This window comes from Bacillus thuringiensis (genome assembly GCF_001595725.1).
GTDB lineage: Bacteria > Bacillota > Bacilli > Bacillales > Bacillaceae_G > Bacillus_A > Bacillus_A thuringiensis_K.
In genome coordinates this window covers 1,499,432-1,521,488 of sequence record NZ_CP014282.1, presented here as the reverse complement: position 1 = coordinate 1,521,488, position 22,057 = coordinate 1,499,432, and the positions used below count along the sequence as shown (strand labels likewise).

Sequence of the window (22,057 nt, the reverse complement as noted above, 5' to 3'; positions counted from 1 at the left end):
TACATGTTTCCCTTTATTTGTCACACACATATCCTATTTTGACCAAGACTATATTGGAAATGAGGTGACAACATGCCCATTACGAATCGATTTTCTACCACCACTAACGGCGCACTCGCTATTACAGGAAATACTTTAGGATTAAGTAAAATTAGTAATCAAAACCGTGCTGGTACAATCGGAGCAATTGGTGCATTCGCAACTACAAATACTGCTTTACAAGTACCTACTTTTCCTGCTGGTACAACGTTAAACTATACACAAAATAGTTCTACCGCTCTTTTAAATATACCTGCTGGTAGTACGATTCTTTACGCAGAACTCGTTTGGGGTGGAAACTATTTATCTCGTGATCAAAACATTACGAGTGTATTAGGAAACCCGGTTTCTTTTACAACACCTGTTTCAACATACTTGATTACTCCTTCAGCTGTTACAGCTTCAAATCAAACTTTCGTTTCAAATTCTATTACATTTGGCTTTTACACTCGTTCAGCAGACGTAACAACCCTTATTCAAGCTGGAGGCTCTGGTTCTTATACTACGGGAGCTGTCCCTGGACTTGTAGATCCTATAGATGCTTCTAATGGAACAATTAATTCAGCTGGATGGACGCTTATCGTCGCTTATCAAAACGGGACATTACCAGCAAGAAACTTAACAATTTACGTAGCTGGAAACCGTGTTTCTGCTGATACTGGTAGTGCAGATGTAGCTGTTTCTGGATTCTTAACACCTTCAGGAGGACCTGTAAGCGGGAGATTATTTTTAAGTTCTATTGAAGGAGATGCAGATATAACAGGGGATCAAGCGCTATTTGGACCAAATTTCAGTTCATTAAATGCTTTATCTGGGCCAAATAATGCTGTAAATAACTTCTTCGGTTCTCAAGTGAATAATGCTGCAGGAAACTTAGATACAACTGGGACATTTGGAACGCGCAATCAAAGTGCCGCTACAAGCACAAATATCTCCGCAGGCCGGCAAGGTTGGGACATTACTTCTATTGATATTTCTCCTTATTTAACAAATTCTCAAGTGTCCGCCGCAATCCGTTTAACGACTAACGGAGACGCTTATATGTTGAATACAGTCGGTTTACAAATCAACATAAATTCACCTAATATTCAAGCAACGAAAAGCGTAAATAAAAGTGTTGCGGCAATTGGAGACGTTCTCACTTATACAGTTACTATCCCTAACACCGGACTTCTTCCTGCCAATAACGTTATTTTTACAGACATCCTCCCTAACGGTACTTCCTTTATACCTGGCACTGTAACAATAGATAATGTCCCACAAACGAACGCAAATCCGGCCGCTGGTATATCTCTCGGAACCATTAATAATGGTGCTTCTCGTACAGTAACTTTCCAAGCTACTGTCGTTTCTCTTCCAAGTTAAAATCCTATCTCTAACACTGCTAATATTACATTTCAATATACACCAATCGCCGGAGGAACAACCTTTAACGGTCTTGCAACAAGCAACTCTGCTGGAACACAAGTTAACCTCGCAGATATTAATGGCACAAAATCAGTCAACAAACTTTTTACAGATATTGGTGAAACGTTAACTTACAGTATTGCCTTAGCTAATATAGGAAATATCGCGGCAACGAACGTTATATATACGGATCCGATTCCTAGCGGGACTACTTTCATTCCAGGGAGTGTAACTGTTAACGGGGTTACTCAAGCTGGCGCAAATCCCGCTACTGGTATATCAATTGGATCTATTGCTGCTAATTCTACGACTACGGTTTCATTTCAAGTATTCGTTCCTTCTATCCCGCAAACAAATCCAATATTAAATAGTGGTACAACAACTTATCAATACATTCCTGTGCCAAATCAACCGGCAGTAAGCGGGACTGATACGACGAATATTGTCTCCACTCAAGTGAATAATGCTACTGTAACAATGACGAAAGCAGTAGACAAAAATTTTGCAGATATTGGTGATACACTAACGTACACTGTTTCCTTTACAGGTACAGGTAATACGAATGCGAATAACGTTATTTTTACAGATGTCATTCCTACTGGAACAACTTTTGTTCTCAACAGTTTAACAATAGATGGTACGACACAGGTTGGAGCAAATCCCGCTACTGGTGTGAATATAGGATCTATTCCAACTGGCACAACAAAAAATGTTTCATTTCAAGTAGTAGTAAATACAATTCCAGCGTCGAATGTCATATCTAATGGTTCAAGCGCTTCTTATCAATATACCGTCAATCCTAGCCAATCACCCGTTACAAAAAACATTTCTTCTAATCTTGTTTCTACTCAAATTAACAATGCGAATTTAACAGTAACAAAATCAACAAATAAACAATTTGCTACAATTGGCGAAACAATCAGTTATACAATTCTTATTACAAACAGTGGAAATACAGCTGCAACTAACGTGCAACTAACAGATCCACTACCAAATGGAACGATATTAACTCCTGGTACTGTAACACTAAACGGTGTTTTACAAAATGTAGATTCTCTCATTGCTTTACCTATAGGAACAATTCCTGGCGGAGCTACTTTTACTCTTTCTTTCCAAGTAACAGTCATCAATATTACTGCCCAAAATCCTATCATTAATAATGCATTCGCTTCTTACCTATATACTGTAAATCCAAGTGTGCCACCAACTTCAAAAACAACAAATTCTAATTCTGTTACATCAACAATTAGAATAGCAAACCTTCAGGCTACTAAGTCTGTAGATAAAACATTTGCGGAAGTTGGAGATGTTTTAACTTATACCTTTTCTCTTACAAACGATGGAAATGTTGCGGCGAACAATGTAGTACTATCCGATTCAATCGCGAATGGTACTGTCTTTATACCAAACAGTGTTACGATTAACAATGTTACTCAACCAGGCGTTACACCAGCTAGCATCAATATCGATAGTATCAATGCTAATACTACAATTACAGCTTCATTCCAAGTATTAATAACTAGCATCCCAAATCCAAACCCTATTTCAAATAGCGCTTCTATTTCCTATAACTTTATCGTGGATCCTAATGCTTCCCCTGTAAGTAAGAACACAACTTCAAACACTACATTCACTCAAGTAAATGACGCAAATGTCGTTTCAACCAAAGCAGTGGATCGAGCGTTTGCTACTGTTGGGGATGTATTAACTTATACCGTTACTTTGGCAAATGCAGGAAGTGTTTCCGCTGATGGTCCTACTTTTGTTGATACGAATCCAGACGGTACTACCTTTATCCCAAATACTTTCCTTATTAATGGTGTACTCCAAAATAACGTCGATCCAAATGTCGGTGTTCCGTTACCTTCTATTCCTGCTAACGGCTCACTTACCGTCTCTTATCAAGTAACTGTCACCTCTTTACCAACACAAAATCCAACAATAAATTCATCTAGTACACAGTATAGCTTTATTTTGAACCCAGGAGATCCACCAACGATAGAAACATCTTTAAGTAATACTGTAAGTACACAAATTAATTTAGCAAATGTAATTATTTTCAAGGATGTAGATTTAACTATCGCTGATGTTGGGCAACCAATCACATATACAATTGCCTTAGCTAACCCAGGAAATACTCCAGCAGATAATGTAGTCGTTACCGATATACTTCCACCTGGTACGACTCTCGTACCAAATAGTATTTTTATAGGGGGTGCTTTACAGCTAGGTGCGGATCCAAGTGCCGGCCTTCAAGTTGGTACGATTCCAGCAGGCGGCATTACAACAATTGTTTTCCAAATTAGTGCAAATAGTTTACCTTCACCAAATCCAGTTCAAAACAGTGCTGCACTTCAATATAGCTTTATCGCAGATCCAAATTTACCTGCTGTTGTCAGGAACGCTATTAGCAATATCGTAGCTACACAAATTAATACTGCTAATATTGTCGCTACGAAACTAACAAGTACAAATTTCGCTGATGTTGGCGATGTCATAACTTATGCAACAATTTTAACGAATAGCGGCAATATCCCCGCCTCTAATGTAACGTTTACAGATATCATTCCAGCTGGTACCACCTTTCTTCCTAATACTGTAACGATTAACGGTGTCCCTATAGCTAATGCAAATCCTGCTAACGGCATTTTAATTGGTACAATTGGAGCAAATTCATCACGTACTGTTGCATTCCAGGTTTTTGTACCAACTATTCCTAGTCCAAATCCGCTTACGAATCAATCGAGCACTACATTCCAATACATGTACGATCCATCCAAACCAGTTGTAATGCAGATCGTGGCCTCTAACACTGTACAGACAATTATTAATAATGCAACGATTACCGCTGCAAAATCTGCAGATAAACAGTTTGCGAACGTAAATGATATTATTACGTACACGACTACTTTAACGAATAACGGGAACACACTTGCATCAAATATAGTCTTTACCGATGCAATTCCAAGCGGGACATCTTTTATTCCAAATAGTGTAACAGTAAACGGGAATATACTGCCTAATGTAAATCCAACGAATGGAATAGCAATTGATCCTATAAATCCGAATGCAAATACGATAATTTCGTTCCAGGTGCAAGTAAACTCCATCCCGAATCCGAATCCAATCCCGAACCAAAGTAACACAACGTACCAATATATCGTAGACCCGAACTTACCTCCAGCATCCGCCAATGCATCAAGTAATGTAATAACAACTCAAATTAACAACGCTACGATTATCGCTACGAAATCAGTAAACATACCGAATGCTGCAATTGGAGATATCGTTACTTATACGATTGCAGTTACGAACACAGGAAATATCCCTGCTAGTGCTACAGTTTTAACGGATGGACTTGGACCAGGTGCATCCTTCATCCCCAATTCCGTTACGATCAATAACATTTCCCAACCTGGATTAGACCCTTCATTAGGTATTCATTTAGACGATATTTCACCAGGAGGCACTACTTTCATTACATTCCAAGTGAAAATTCTCGCTATTCCACCTAGTGGAACTTTAACGAATAATGCTCTTGTAAACTACGAATATGCAGTGAATCCAACTGAAACACCAGCTGTTGGTAGTACCGTTACAAACACGACAGTTACACCGATTATTGACGCTACTTTAGTAATAAATAAAAATGCTAGTACAACTTTCGCAACAATTGGAGATACGATTACATTCACCTCAGTTGTTACAAATACAGGAAATACTACCGCTAATAACATTGTTTTTACAGATTCCATTCCAAATGGTACCGCCTTTGTCCCAAATAGCTTTAAGATAAATGGTGTAACAATCCCGAATGCAAATCCACAAAACGGTATTACTATTGGTAACTTGAATTCAAATGCATCGGTTACACTTAGTTTTCAAGTGAATATTACAACTCTTCCAAATCCTAATCCCATTCCGAATCAATCATCGCTTCAATATAGCTTTATTGTTGATATAAATGAGTCGCCTGTTTCACGAACAGTTCAATCCAATACAACTTTTACACAAGTAAATACTGCGTCCGTTATCGCAACAAAAACTGCAAGCAGTGCTTTTGCTGCTGTTGGAGATACAATTACGTATACAACTACGCTCATTAATAGCGGAAATACTACCGCAAACACACCTGTTTTTATCGATATATTACCACCTGAACTTTCATTCGTTCCTGATAGCGTACAAATTAATACTATCCCACAACTTGGATTTAGACCAGATAGCGGGATTTCTTTAGACGCAATTCCGGTTGGAGGAACGACAATAGTTAGTTTTCAAGCGATCGTCGGCTCAATACCAGCTACAAATCCAACTTTAAATCAATCTAGTACGACATACTCTATCATTGTTGATCCTAACCAGCCACCAGTGACAGAAACAGCTACTAGTAATCCAACTTTAGTGCAAATTAATGAAGCAATTATACAAGCAACGAAAAGTGTGGATCGACTATTTTCTGACATCGCACCTGGAAATTCATTTTTAACGTATACAGTTTTATTAGAAAATATAGGAAACACGACTGCTACGAATATCATGTTTACAGATTCGATTCCAAATAATACAGTATTCATAGAAGATAGCGTTCGAGTAGGCGGGGTTTTATTACCTGGAGTAAATCCAGCAAACGGGATACCAATTGGGGATATTATTGCAGGAGATTTTATAAACGTTACCTTCCGCGTGCAAGTAGTTAGTATTCCAAATCCTATTTTTACAATCGGACCTGGAGGGCCAAATTCACCAGTTGTAAACGGTGCTTTCATTGATTATCAATTTATGACAGGACCTAATTTACCACTTATTTCACGAAGTACGACATCTAATTCTGTTTCGACACAAATAAATTCTGGGGAAGTTGTGGCAATCAAATCTGTAGATAAAACTTTCGCTACGATTGGCGATACAATTTCTTATACAATTACATTAAGTAATCCTGGAAATGTCACTTCACAAAATATAATTTTTACGGATATTTTACCTGAAGGAACAACATTTATTTCCGGAACTTTAACAAATGATTCTGGTACACAGCAAATTGGAAATCCTGGGAACGGAATACAGATTGGAAATATAAATCCAAGTGGAACGACTGTTATTACTCTCAATGTTCTTGTTACAAATATTCCAAGTATAAATCCAATTTCTAATTTTAGTTCCGTACAATTTGAACATGTAGTTGATCCTAGCCAACCTTCTGTATTACAAACAACTATATCAAATACGGTTTCAACGACCATTAATAGCGCAATATTAACTACAACAAAAACTGTTGATAAATCGGTTATTTCCGTCGGGGATACACTTACGTATACAACGACTATTACGAATACAGGAAATACACCAGCTACAAATGTAACTTTTACAAGTACCATTCCAGCTAGTACTACATTTATACCAAATTCAGTTACAATAAATGGAATTCAGCAGTCTGGTGTGCAACCAGCACTTGGAGTAAACATACCAAATATTGCTCCTGGTGAAACAGTAACCATTACTTTCCAAGTAAATGTTCTTTCTGTTCCCCCTTCAAGTTCAATTATGGGGAATGATACCATTTTATATTCTTATACTGTCGATCCAAACGGAACTCCTGTTACAACTTCTACTTCAACGAATATCGTTACAAACCCTGTATTAGATGCTATCATAACGATGATTAAATCCGTCGATCAAACACTTGTAACACTAGGTGATACCATTACCTATACGACCATTTTAACGAATAGTGGTAATACAAACGCTACAGATATTGCTTTCATTGACCTTATACCAGATGGAACAACGTTTATTACTGATAGCGTTACAATAGATGATATCAAGCAAATTGGACTCAATCCTAATACCGGTATAACGATTGGATCAATTGCTCCTAACAGCTCAATATCTATAGCATTTCAAGTTACTGCTACTTCTACACCAGCCCAAAATCCTATTGCCAATTCCGCTACTGCTTCTTACACATTTATCGCTGATCCTAATGCCCCTATTGTTTCAAGGACGGTTACTTCAAACACAGTGTTCACTACGATTAATACAGCTACCATTCTTTCATTAAAACAAGTCGATAAATCCTTTAGTCGTATTGGAGACACACTCACTTATACTGTCGCTTTAACAAACAATGGAAACTCATCCGCACAAAATGTTATATTCACAGATACCGTACCGAACGGAACAGCATTTATTGCAGACACATTTTCTATTAATGGAATTCCTCAAAGTGGCGCAAATCCAGTGAACGGTGTAAATATCGGAACTATAACAGCTGGGGCTACAGTAACAATTTCGTTCCAAGTTACTGTAACGTCATTACCAACGGAAAACCCCATTGTAAATTTCTCATCAACATCGTACCAATTAGTCTCACCGCCTGATGCAGAAACTTCAATTAGCAATCCTGTTTCAACGCAAATTAAAGAAGCACTATTATCCATGACGAAAAATGAAAGTGTATCGTTTGCAGGTATCGGGCAAACTGCTTTTTACACTACTTCTATTTCAAATATAGGGAATACAGATGCAGCCAACATTGTATTCAAAGATGTATTACCAAGTGGAATCACATTTGTTCCTAACACATTAACTGTCGATGGTGTTTTGCAACCTGACGCGAATCCGAATAACGGTGTATTACTTGCAGCACTTCCACCAAATGAAATATATAGTATCACCTTTCAAGTTACAGTGAACAGCATTCCACCTATTAATCCAGCACCAAATACTGCATCAACGACATATGAGTTTACTGTTGATCCTGTTAATCCTCCAGTATTAAGTGCGGCTACTTCCAACACTACGCTTCTTCAAATAAACAACGCAAATATTATAAGTACAAAAACAACAGATCTTACTTTTGCGGATGTTGGTAATACAATAACATTTACACTTAACCTCCCGAATACAGGAAATGTGACTGCAACTGATGTTACCGTTATCGATATACTTGATAGCAATTTAACTTTTGTTCCAAACAGTTTCACGGTTAATGGGCAAACCATTCCAAATGCTGATTTATCTACTGGTGTAAATATCGGTTCAATTAACGGTGGTACTGCAGCCATTATCACATTCCAAGCTACCGTTACAACCCTACCAATCAACAACCCTATTTCTAATTCAGCTCTTACCACTTATCGTTATATTGTTGATCCCGACCAGCCGTTCATTTCAACTTCTAATCAATCTAATACAACGACAACACAAATTAATAGCGCTATCCTTACTGCACAAAAAAATTCAAATGTATCAACGGTAGATATTGGGCAAGATATTATCTACTCCGTTACGATTACAAATAGCGGAAATGTTAGTGCGACGAATGTTATTTTTACCGATATGATTCCAGACGGAACTTCCTTTGAACCGAATAGTTTTACACTCAATGGAACTACTATCCCAAATGCAGACCTAATTACAGGCGTTCCAATTGGTGATATCGCGCCAAACCAGTCTGTCATCGTATCTTTTCATATTAGTGCCGATGAAATTCCGCCTATAAATCCAATTACTAATCAAGCTAGCGTTAATTTCCAACATATCGTCAATCCAGCTAACCCTCCAGTTTCAAAAAACATTACTTCAAATAGTGTTACAACAACAATTGAAAGTGCTATTTTAACTACCACTAAAATTGGAGATAAAGCTTTTGCAACGATTGGTGATACGATTACGTATACAACTACGATCACGAATACTGGAAATATTCCTGCCAATAACGTTATTTTCTCAGACCCGATACCATTGTGGACACAATTTGTTGCAGGATCAGTTATTGTTGATGGCACTCCGTTACCATCCGCTTCTATCATTGACGGTATTGGCATAAATACGATCATTCCAAATCAAACTGTAACAATTGTATTCCAAGTTCAAATTGTAAGTAACCCAACAACATTCACACCAGAGCTCCAAAACTTAGGATTTGTAAACTTCCAATATAACGTAGGAAATGCATTACAGGCTCAACCTGGAAATGTGGAAACGAACGTCTTCGTTACTTCTATTAATTCAGCAATCCTTTCAGCTGTAAAAACTGCTAATACTGCCTTTGCGAATATTGGCGATACGATCACTTATACAGTTTTAATTCAAAATAGCGGTAATACAAACGCTACGAATGTAAATTTCTCAGATACGATTCCAGCAGGAACAACTTTTGTAGAAAATAGTTTTACTGTAAATGGAAGTACCATTCCAGGGGCAGATCCAAATAACGGAGTTAATATCGGAACAGTTAGCGTGAGTAGCTCCTTAACTGTTACTTTCCAAGTCATAGTTACATCAACCCCACCTTCAAATCCGATTACAAACGTAGCATCTATTCAATACGCTTTCATCGTTGATCCGGCCTCTCCTCCTGTTACAGGCACGATAAATTCTAATAGCGCTTCAACACAAATTAATAACGCAACTGTTACAACTGTCTTACAAGCAAATCGTTCAATTGTATCTATCGAGGAAGTAATTACGTATACAGCAACATTAACGAATACTGGAAACTTCCCTGCAAACTCTGTATTACTCATTAATGGCATTCCTGAGGGCGCATTATTTGTTCCAAATAGTGTTACGCTAAATGGAATTTCACTTCCTGATGCAAGTCCAACTCTCGGTATTCCAGTTGGTATTATCGCGCCAGGTGATTCTGCTACTATTACGTTCCAATTTGTCGCTAGTTCTATTCCACCGCAAGGAGCAATTATCAATCAAGCCATTACAAGTTACACGTATATCGTCGATCCAAATCAACCTCCAGTTACAGCAACATCCTCGTCTAATACAGTTAATACAGCTGTTGTTGATGCATCGTTATCCGTAATTAAAAGTACAGATTCTCTCGTACAATCTACTGACGGTACAATCACTTACACAGTAGTCGTTCAAAATAACGGAAATACTACTGCAAATACAGTTACTTTAATAGACTTGGTCCCAGAAGGAACCGCATTTATTCCGAATAGTGTTACCATTAATGGCGTTTCTGTTCCAGGTACCGATCCTAACATAGGAATACCATTAAACTCCGTTTCACCTTCAGAAATCGTCACCGTCACATTTCAAGTTATCGTTCAATTCATTCCAAACGTGAATCCTATTTCTAATACAGCCCGTATTGACTATACTTTTATCGCTGATCCAACTGCTCCTATCATCTCTCGAACAATTACGTCCAATCCAGTTTTCACACAAATTTCGGACGCGACTATTCTTTCTTTAAAAGCAGTCAATGCACAACAAGCAACAACAGGAGATATTTTAACTTATACGATAACACTAGAAAATACCGGAAATATTCCAGCTACAAATCTCATATTTTCAGATACTCTTCCGGAAGGTACTACATTCGTAGAAAATAGTTTTACACTTAATGGAACAGCTATGCTTGGTGCCAATCCAAATGCTGGTGTTACTTTACCTACCTTATCAGCAAACGCTACTCACCTTATTTCTTTCCAAATTCTTATTAACGATCCATTCTCGCAAGAATCAATTACAAATCAATCCAACACAACTTATACAATTCAGCCAGACCCAGGGCAACCGCCTATTACTGAAACATCTACTAGTAATATCGTCATTACAAATTTCGTGCAAGCACAATTGGTAATTACAAAAACATCCAATCCAACAACTGTAGATATTGGCGGAACTATACTTTATATTTCTGAAGTGAAAAATATCGGTAATGTTGACGCAATAAATATTATTTTCACAGACTCTATTCCAGCTGGGACTACATTTGTTCCCGATAGTGTCACAATTAACGGCGTCCTGCAGCCAGGTGTAAATCCTGAAAATGGAATACCGATTGGAACCATTCCTGCTAACAGTTCCAAAACGATACTATTTCAAGTGCAAACAAATAATCCACCTACTGAAACCGAAATTGCAAATCAATCTTCAGCAATTTACCAATATGTAAGCATTCCTACAGCCCCACCAGTAAATCGCTCTGCAAATTCTAACATTGTTACAACATCACTTCAAAATGCAAATATTATTTCTGTTAAAAGCGCGGATGTAACTTTCGTATCAATCGGGCAAATGATTACCTACACAAATACACTACAAAATATAGGAACCGTTCCAACTAACAATACCGTGTTCGTTGATAATATTCCAGAAGGTACTATATTCATTGAAGATAGCTTAACAATAAATAATGTAATTCAGCCTGGCGTGAATCCTGAAAACGGAGTAACTCTCGGCACGATACAACCAAATGAAACAATCACTATTTCATTCCAAGTACAACTTACAAATATACCAGAGGGCAATGCAGTCATTAATATTTCAGACACTTCGTACGAATACCAAATTGATCCTAGTTCTCCTATTATTCAGCGCATATCGTTATCAAATGCAGTAAATACTGAAGTGCGGACGGCAAATGTTAGTGCAATTAAATCCGCTAACAGATCTATTACACGCATAGGTCAAATCATCACATATACAATCGCAGTTACAAACGCTGGTACAGTACCTATTACAAATACTCTCCTTATTGACGCAATTGCCGCTGGCACCACATTCGTTCCAAATAGCATACTTGTAGATGGCATACCAAGGCCTAATGAAAATCCAATTACCGGTATCAATCTTGATATAATTCTTCCAAATAACACGATTATTGTTACTTTTCAAGTAAGCGTAGTCTCTATACCGCCACAAAATAACATTAATAATATCGCTGTCATTCCCTATGAGTATCGACCAGACCCAAGCGCCCCACCAATTTCAGAAACGACCTCTTCCAATAGTACAAATATACAATTTATTGATGCTATTCTTATTGCTACAAAATCTGCTAATACTGTATTAGCTAACATTGATGAAACCATTGAATATACAGTATCCATTCAAAATAACGGATCCACTACAACTAACTCCATCTTTTTTACTGATATTATAGAAGATGGAACGGTATTTATTCCGGGAAGTGTAACAGTTAACAACACTGTACTTCCTGCAGCAGATCCGAATATCGGCTTTTCCATTCCTAATATCGCATCAGGTCAAATAGCTACAATAACATTCCAAGTTTCAGTTACGAATTTACCTGCTGTAAATCCAACACCTAATACTGCAAACATCGTCTACGACTTTATTTTCAATCCTGACTTTGCACCAATTCAAAAATCGACTACTTCCAATACTACTTTCGTTCAAATTAATGATGCTGATATCGTTTCACTTAAAACTGTTGATTTGACCTCTGTAACGATTGGTGACATTTTAACTTATACAACAACTTTAACGAATACGGGGAATACGGATGCAACTGCTGTTGTATTTACAGACAATATACCTGATGGAACAACCTTTATTGACAGTAGCGTTTTAGTAAATAACATTCCTCAGCTTAATGCCAATCCAAGTGCTGGTATACTTGTAGGAACGATTGCTCCTAACACTTCTATCCCAGTCACATTTTCTGTTACTGTCGCAGCTCTTCCAGCCAGCGGCTATGTTCAAAATCAATCAACTTCTCGTTATACAATTACTGGCGAGGAACAACTATCGACTAGTAATATTACTTTCACTGAAGTTATTTCTGCTAATGTAATTGCGACAAAAACAACACCTATCCAATATGCTGACCTACAAACAATCATCCCTTATACAATTTCCATTATAAATAACGGAAATATACAAATAGAAAACATTATTGTTACAGATAGCATCCCAGGAAATACGAACTTTATAGAGAATAGTGTTATTGTGAACGGAAACGCTCGTCCAAATGACAATCCACTTAACGGTATACAAATTGATAACATTCCGCCTAATACGAGAGCAACTGTTCTATTCCAAGTACGGGTCACCTCGATTCCACAAACCAATCCTATCTCTAACACGAGTACAATTGAATATGAATACACGTTACCAGATCGACCACCTATTACGGAAACCATTATTTCATCAGCTGCAGCAACAGAAATTAATCATGCGAATTTGAATAGTAATAAAACTGTTGATCTTGCATTTGCAACGGTTGGTGATACGTTAACGTATACGCTTACACTAAATCAAACCGGTAATGTTGCAGTAAATGATGTAATTATTCAAGATATTATTCCTCAAGGTACTACGTTTATAGAAAATAGCGTCATTGTAAACGGAGAAATCCTTCCAGGAGTGAATCCAGTAAGCGGCATACCAATTGGTACTATACCTATTGGTGGAGACGCAATAGTTTCATTCCAAGTAACTGTAACTTCTATCCCAACACCAAATGAACTCAACAACAATGCAATTACTACCTTTAACTATATAGTCAACCCAAATAACGCACCTGTTACGAATACAACTACAACAAATACTGTCACTACAACTGTCCAAAATGATAATGTCGTTGCGATAAAGGTTGTTGATTTCACGAGCGCCTTGCCTGGTCAAACTTTAACGTACACCATTACTATTACGAATAATGGTAATATCACTATTGAAGATCTTCTTCTAGTAGACACGGCACCAGTAGATACGACATTCGTTATTGGTAGTGTTACGATTAACGGAATCAATCAGCCTAATGAGAACCCTGAAAATGGTATTACGTTAGGAAATCTTGCTCCTAATGAATCTGTTATTATTACGTTCCAAGTGAAAATTTCTTCTTCTACTCTTCAATCTAGAATCAATAACGATGCGACTATTTCCTATACGTCTATTGTCGGTCCAACCGAACCACCTATTACGATTAGAAGGCAAATAAATACTGTTACAAAACAAACAAATATTGTTACAACGATAATCATTAATCCAATAGTTCGCATTGAGAAAACAGCAGACAAATCTATCGTCATTATAGGAGATGTTATTACATTCACATTAGAGGCATTTAATGATTCCCCAATTCCTACAGTAAGTACTTCCGTTTTAGATATGATTCCAGCTGGTACAACATTAATAGAAAACAGTGTAACAATTAACGGTACTCCCGTTCCAAACATCCGACCAGATACTGGTATTAATATCGGCTCTTTACCCGCAGATTCAGTAGCAACTATAACATTTCAAGTTCTCGTAACTTCTATTCCTTCAAACAGTACAATTATAAATTCTGCAACAGTTACCGCTGCTTTTCAATTGACACCACAGGATCCAATTGTTACTTTCATTGTTAATTCAAATATCGTTCGTATACCAGTTCAATTTGTAACTGCAACAGTCACGAAAAACGCTTCCGTCAGCTCAGTTTATTTAAATCAATATTTTGATTATATGGTACGTGTTACAAATACTTCCGAAATTTCACTCTCAAATATTTCTTTACAAGATACCATTCCAGCAGGTTTACAATTTATAAACGGCACTGTCTTTATTAACGGTGAACGCTCTCCACTAGCGAATCCGAATATCGGTTTCCTAGTCGCTACTAATTTGGAACCAAACGAAACAATTATCGTGTCATTCACAGTACAAGTAATAAGCCCACCTGTTAATAAAGAATTTAAAAATACGGCCAATATTTCGTTACAACTTCAAGTATCGCCTACCGACCCACCAATTACAGTAACCGTTACAAGTAACGAAAACATCGTCACCTTTGTTCCAGAAAATCCAGATGAAACACTTCCAAATTTAAATTGCTTCTTTGACGGTGAACGCTTCATTCGCATTACTCCTCGAAATGTACGAAATTACCTTTGGACTTGGATTTGGTGGAAGTAATTTAAACAAAAAAGAGATTGTAGTTTGGTTGAAACCAAATTACAATCTCTTTTTCATTACCTATATCCCACTACGTTGTAACTTGTCTAAGAATATACACTTAAACACCCTCTCAAGTTATTTTAGTCGTAATAAGTTGACCAGCTTCATTAATAGTAACTTTCCATTTCGCTCCACTAGCAGTCTTCATGATTATACCTTTACTTGCCTCTATTTCAATATCTCCAAACATTCTGCCACCAGTTGTCGCTAACCAAGCATTCCCGTTTTCCAGAGAAGATCTTGCAAAGATACGATTAATTCGAAAACGCTTATGATCTTGAGAATAACCACTTAATGTAATTCTTACTTTATATAGTTGATTCGCCTTCATATTCGATATAATTGTATCGCCTACATTTAATGGAACATCCGATGCGATAACCCAATTTCCAGTTGCGCTTAATGCATATTCAATTTTAATTTTTTTTGGACTCTCTCCCCATCCAAAATACATTCCGAAACAATTTAACATTTGTATTGGTTTTTTCGTAAAATCCAGTTCAATAACAACTGGATTACTATCTGGAACGTCAATATAGTTTACACTTTGTTCATCTATTAAATTAAAGCAATTTGCTAGATTTCCACCGTACGGTACTTTCCCACTTACTTGCTTAACAATATACTTTTGCTGAGCATTTACTAATATATCATCTTGATTGCCTATTAAGTGAGGTTTATTTAACGTAATCGGTAACTGAATTCGAAGAGATTCTTCATAGGTAGACTTACAAACATTATATTGCCCTTTATCTACAATAGTTGTCGAAAGCAGATTTGAAAAAAGGTAGTTACGATGAGAATTAGAAGAAAATTCAATGACAATTTGTTCACTACTCATCCGGTACGTATCCCAGATCATACAATCAAATGTATTATACGCACCTGAGCAACGAATTACTTTTTTCGTTTGTTGTCTACATTGTACTTGAATATCATGAAACGTATTTCCTGAACTTTCATTTGGTAAATCACTATTTCCATCTACTTCAATCCCATACACACATCCATCAATAAATATAGATTGAAATACATTGGCGTTAATCCAACAAGGTGTATTGATATCATTTATATATTCTGTCTTCAAATGTATTGCAGTTTGAAAGTTTTTAATTTGAATAAATTTAACTTGAAAGAAACTAATAAAATCCCATGCCTTTTGACAATAAAAATGTATAGCCTTTCCTTTATACGATGGGGTTGCATTTACTATATTTATATTTGATATAACAGATTGATTAGGTACTTCGATTTGTTGTGAACCAGAAACATAAATAACAACAGATTGAAACAATGGATTTATAACTTGAAGAGTACCACCAACTATCGAAGCGTTACTTTGTAGCTCAAATGCATTAAAATCTCCATCAATTTGCAGCGTTACGGTAGGATCTAACTCTAATCTTACGTTTGATTTAATAACAATCGGCTTTACAATTTTGTACGTATTTACCCCGGTAATTCTAACCGTCGAAATTCGATTCGCTACACAATAATCAATAGCTTGCTGAATTGCTAATGAGCTATCATTTCCCGAGTTTGGAACTGCGCCAAAACAATTAATGTGAACGCTACTTTCTGGCACACAATCTTCTTGGGAAGAAATATATTGTGACAAAATAAATTCACTCCTCATATTACCTTTTTCATATAATATGTGAGTTGTCTCTTAAAAGTTTCTATAATAAAAAAAACAAACGACCTACCCGGTCATTTGTTTAATTCATATATATTTTTCGTTTCCTCTATCATTTTAGTTAACGAGAAATACATCATTGCTTTCTCTCGTGCTTTTAGTCTAATAGCAATTACCTTTTCTTCATTCCCTTGTAGTTCCTCAAGCGCACTCGCGAATTCATATTCGCAATATTCAGATATCAAAACACCTGATTCTCCATCTATTACTGCTTCATGTATTCCACCAACATCTATTGAAACTATTGGTGTCCCTGTAGCCATTGCTTCAATTACTACCATTGGAAACACTTCACGAAAAGATAATAAAAGTAAGGCATCCATATTCCCTATAAACTCATGCGGCTCAGAAATATTTCCTAGCATCTTTACACTCTGTTGCAATCCATATTTTTCTATTTCTTTCATAATCGGTTCTTTCTCTGGTCCATCACCAGCAATATAAAACATAAAATCATTTCTCTTTTTCAACACATTTGCAATTTTGACAAATAGTAGATGGTTTTTCTCTTTGGATAATCTAGCTAATATCCCTATTTTATATGTAGATTCTTTCTTTTTCTGCTGGAATAAAAACTTTTCAATATCGACACCGTTATAAATTGTATTTATTTTTTCTTCTGCTACATGAATTGAAATTAAATTATTCTTTTCAAACTCACTTACTGTAATAATATTGTTTACATATTTATTCATGAAATAACGAAAAAGCGTTGGCATTTTCTTTTCTAATATCGTTACATTATGTTTCGTATAAACAATTTTCATCTTTTTTTTAATAAACTTTTGAAGTAGCAAAGCATATAATACCATTCGCAAACTATTTGCATGAATAAGTTCTATCTTTCGTTTACAAATTTCGTTTCGTAAATAATAAATATTCCTCAAATGATTCCATCGACTAAGTAAGATGAAATTTTCTTTTCTAGTAAGAGATTCATATAGTTCTCCATCACCTGCAGCTGTATAAATCTTAAAATCCTCATAACGCAAATTACTTTCCAATTTACAGAAATAGCTCTCGGCTCCGCCAGTTATCAATTTATCTGTCATCAACAGTATATTCATAATTGCGTCTTCCCAACTACATTGATTTTATTTTTTTATAAGCATGATAAGCATACTTGCTGAAATAGTAAAAAATTTGTACCGAATTCAGTCTTTCTTGTTCCCTTAACAATTTCCAATACCGGAAAGCTGCTCTAATTTTATTTCTAGAAACAGAATTTGTAACAATTCTATATTTTGCTAACACTTGCTGTATCCCTTTTGCTTCATACCCTTTATGTAATAAGTTCAGCCATAACGCTGTATCTTCCGGCTGTATACTAGGCATTTCTACATACGGAATTTTTTCACGATCAATCATCACTGTTAAACACCCGATAATTGTATTTCCTACTAAATAATGATAGTCAACAGATTTTGGTACACTCACTTCGCGATTTAGTTCATTACCATTTTCATCAATTAAACTATACGACGCATATGAAAAAGCAATATTCATTTCTTCCATAAATAACAATTGTGTCTTCAATTTATGCGGCAACCATATATCATCACTATCTAAAAAGGCAATATACCTTCCTCTTGCCTCTTGGATCGCTAAATTCCGAGCTTTAGCAGCACCAACATTTTCTTTTAATGATAATAATCTAATTCGTGAGTCTCCTTCTATTATCTCTTTAATTTTTTCCGCAGATTGGTCGGTTGAACCGTCATCAACGATAATCATTTCCCAGTTTTCATACGATTGATTCTGTACAGATAAAATTGTCTCACCTATAAATCGTATACTATTATAAGAAGGTGTTATTACAGAAACATAAGGCGGCTCGTTATGTGCTGATAGACATTTTACCATCTATCTTTCCCCTTCCTTCATATATTGAAATATACTTCACAACAACTGCTAAAAATAAAAAGAACGCTTCGTTAATAATGAGTGACAATGACATCATCTGAAATAAAAATGCAATCATAGTCAATAGAAGGTATGGTTTTTCACGAAACAAAGTATGCTGCGCTAGCTTGAATATTAATATGAATAAAAACGCGCTATATAGAAGAAAACCAATTGTACCCGATTCAGACAAAATTTCTAAAAATGTATTGTGTACATACAATTTTTCATTAAATTGATACTCATAATAATTCGAAAAGTTAAAAGCACCGATTCCGATATATGGATTGGATAAATAATATTTAAAAGCAGCTTCCCATAATGTAAATCTACCACTTCCATTATCATGGAAAAAATCAGAGATTCGTTTATTTAATATGTCATCTAATTGCCCCCCCATTACACTATTCGATAAACTAAAAATAACTACACTAAACAATACTAAACTCATAATTATTTTTATTTTTTTAGCGAAACTAGACATACATATATATACAAAAACGACAAGCACAAGCGCTAATATACCACCCCTTGAAAAGGTTAATAGACTCGTCGTAACACATAAAATTAACCCTAGGATGTTAGTGATATTTTGTAAATTAGTCATATAGTACATAAAAAATATTGTATTATAGAAAATAAAAATGTTAGGATCATCTAGCAATCCAATTAACCGTGGATATCCTCTATCAACTAATAAACCAGCAAAAATTTCTCTCTCTTCTCCACCGTATAAACTAAAGTATTGTAAACCGATTATATAGAGTATTAGACTTACAATATTAAATACTACTCCTACATAAGCAATAGATGATTCAAGTACCACTATTTCAGTATTCCCCAATAAATTCCTCATTATAAAATAGCATCCTAAAACGAGTAGCACGCCAAAAATCATACGAATACTAGCATTTAAATACATAGAAAGAATTCCACTTAAACAATAAATGAAATAAAACAGTAAAAATATAACTTCATGAAAATATAACTTTTGAATATGAAAGTTTTTAATTGTTAAACAAAAATATATGACTAAAAAAATCATATATATTTTCAATGAAAATCCAATATATAAATTGTATTTACTTAACATAACAAATAATATTAGAAGAATAATCCATCCCATCGATACTTTCATACTATTTTCCATAGGCTATATCCCCTGTTTCGTAATATAATCCTTTTTGCGTATTTTTCTTATAAAAGAAAGAAGAAGTTTTTTTAGCTCATAATCATATAGGAATATGGCAGCTACTACAATTAGTATATTAAGAACAAGCGCAATTAAATGATATGTATGCAATATATATTGCACTCCAATAAAGGTTACACCAAAATAAATTGTATACGGCATTACAATTTGGAATACAATTTTTTTCTTCACTACACTTACCGCTATATATCCCACTAAAGCGACAATTTCAAATAAAACCATAGCGTATGCCGCTCCTATCACTCCACCAAGACTACTAAAGCTATAAAGCATAACCCCACCTATCACCAATGCTACACACTGCACAACAGTTCTCTTATTTTGGCATCCACTCGTCGTTAAACCGTCAGCAATGGCAATATTTAAACTTTGTAGCACAATAAGAAATGATAATATTTGGAGTGGTTCTACTGCATTGCTCCATTCTTCATGAAAAAATATAGAAATAAAGTATGGTGCTAAATGATATAAACCAATCGTCATACATATTCCTACAATCGCCATTGATTTAATTTGAAGCAAATTTAATTTCGTATGCGCTTCTAAATTATTCTGGTTATAATGCTTAAAGAGCACTGGAAAAAATGCACCTGCAATTACCCCTGGTACTTGATATAAAGCTGCCGGCATCCGGTACGCCACTGCAAAAACACCTACCATACTTAATGGCAATGTATAGTTAAGCAAGATAGGCGCTAATTGTGGCGTACTCATTATTAAAAAACCGCTAATAATAAAGGGAGTTAATTGCCAAAATAACGCTTTATGAATTACGACTTTCATATTCATTTTCGTCTTTCTTCTCATGATATATATACTGAATACACCACCGATCATATACCCAAAAGCATATAAGCGAGCTGTTACATACACCGGTAACTCTCCGAAAATACAAAAACATGTAATTATAATGACAACTGATGCTGATACAACTTTTATGAGCGCTATATACTTCATTCGTTCCGTCAGTTGAAAATAGGAAACCCCTATGTTTTGCCAAGTTAATCCTATTAACATGAAAAACATTACGTTTATCATCATATAAATTAAATTTTTATCCGCATACATATAATGAATAGCAATATAACCGATGATAGAAATAAAAATAAGTAGAATCATCCTTATTTTTATATACGATGATAAAATCTGCTCTAAATCTGCTCCATCCTTTGCCCCTTCTCGAAGAAACGTATTACTAAGTCCTAAGTCTGTAAAAAATAACATAACAAACGTCACTGCTATGGCAACACTAAACATCCCATAATGTTGTGTGTTAAAAAAGTTTGCTAAAACAATTAAACTGACGGCCTGAAGAAGGTTAGCTAAAATCGTACTATAAAATAGATGGATAATATTGTTTAGAATAGATCTACCCATACCAGTTCTCCTTTGCAAGTAACCTACTTACATATGTTGTTTGTTTACATATATATTTATCTTGCACCATTACCATTCAATACAATTAAAACGGTTTTACATAAAATACGGATGTCCATCCGAAATGTTTTCATTTCAATATACTCCATATCCAGCCTCAACTTTTCCTTTGGATCAAGATTATACCCTCCATTTATTTGTGCCCATCCTGTTAATCCTGGTTTTACTATTAAACGTTCCTTAAACTCTGGAATATACGCATCAAACTCATTATAAAAAAACTCTCTCTCTGGTCTAGGGCCTACAAAAGACATATCTCCTCTTAAAATATTTAAAAGTTGCGGTAATTCATCAATTCTCGTTTTTCTTATAAACAATCCAACTTTTGTAATTCTTTGATCATGTTCTTTTGCCCATTGTGGTCCGTTCATTTCAGCATCCTTTACCATCGACCTTAATTTAAATACATTAAACTTCTTCCCGTTTATACCTAAACGTTCTTGAAAGTAAAATGGAGCACCTGATGTTTCTAAAGTAATCATAATACAAAAGAACAACATAATTGGTATTGTTAATAGTAACAATATGATTGAAAATATAATATCAAACAAGCGTTTTACACTTCGATTCAATATACTAGGCTTTTCTTGAGCCGGAATCGTATACAACTTGGCTTGATTTGTTTCACGAATCATGGATCG

General features: G+C 35.5%; 6 protein-coding genes and 1 pseudogene. 1 reads left to right on the top strand and 6 read right to left on the bottom strand.

Annotated elements, in window-relative coordinates; genetic code table 11:
• Positions 1-72: 72 nt before the first annotated feature.
• A pseudogene (locus AXW78_RS07715) lies at positions 73-15,126 on the top strand (DUF7507 domain-containing protein).
• A 112-nt stretch (positions 15,127-15,238) separates the two neighbouring features.
• Here AXW78_RS07715 and AXW78_RS07710 read toward each other — a convergent pair.
• The 6 genes from AXW78_RS07710 to AXW78_RS07685 form a co-directional block, all read right to left on the bottom strand.
• On the bottom strand, positions 15,239-16,786 hold the full coding sequence (locus AXW78_RS07710) for a glycoside hydrolase family protein (protein WP_000084977.1): 1,548 nt from the start codon (positions 16,784-16,786) through the stop codon (positions 15,239-15,241).
• A 92-nt stretch (positions 16,787-16,878) separates the two neighbouring features.
• A complete protein-coding gene (locus AXW78_RS07705; RefSeq protein ID WP_001023712.1) occupies positions 16,879-17,931 on the bottom strand; it encodes a glycosyltransferase family 4 protein in 1,053 nt (350 codons plus the stop codon).
• Positions 17,932-17,947: 16 nt separating this feature from the next.
• Positions 17,948-18,727 (bottom strand): glycosyltransferase family 2 protein, encoded by a 780-nt coding sequence (locus tag AXW78_RS07700; protein ID WP_002083180.1) that lies wholly within the window; start codon positions 18,725-18,727, stop codon positions 17,948-17,950.
• Positions 18,702-19,916: an O-antigen ligase family protein gene (locus tag AXW78_RS07695; RefSeq protein ID WP_061883948.1), complete on the bottom strand. Its 1,215-nt coding sequence runs from the start codon at positions 19,914-19,916 to the stop codon at positions 18,702-18,704. Before AXW78_RS07695 ends, AXW78_RS07700 begins: the two co-directional genes overlap by 26 nt.
• 3 nt (positions 19,917-19,919) lie before the next feature.
• Positions 19,920-21,356, bottom strand: a complete 1,437-nt coding sequence (locus tag AXW78_RS07690) for an oligosaccharide flippase family protein (protein ID WP_061883947.1) — start codon at positions 21,354-21,356, stop codon at positions 19,920-19,922.
• A 56-nt stretch (positions 21,357-21,412) separates the two neighbouring features.
• Positions 21,413-22,051, bottom strand: coding sequence for a sugar transferase (locus AXW78_RS07685; protein ID WP_000617641.1), 639 nt, complete (start codon positions 22,049-22,051; stop codon positions 21,413-21,415).
• Positions 22,052-22,057: the final 6 nt, after the last annotated feature.

Bases quoted from the DNA above. Each gene is read 5' to 3' on its own strand.
- AXW78_RS07705 (WP_001023712.1), bottom strand. From the start codon at position 17,931: ATGAATATACTGTTGATGACAGATAAATTGATAACTGGCGGAGCCGAG.
- AXW78_RS07700 (WP_002083180.1), bottom strand. From the start codon at position 18,727: ATGGTAAAATGTCTATCAGCACATAACGAGCCGCCTTATGTTTCTGTA.
- AXW78_RS07695 (WP_061883948.1), bottom strand. From the start codon at position 19,916: ATGGAAAATAGTATGAAAGTATCGATGGGATGGATTATTCTTCTAATA.
- AXW78_RS07690 (WP_061883947.1), bottom strand. From the start codon at position 21,356: ATGGGTAGATCTATTCTAAACAATATTATCCATCTATTTTATAGTACG.
- AXW78_RS07685 (WP_000617641.1), bottom strand. From the start codon at position 22,051: ATGATTCGTGAAACAAATCAAGCCAAGTTGTATACGATTCCGGCTCAA.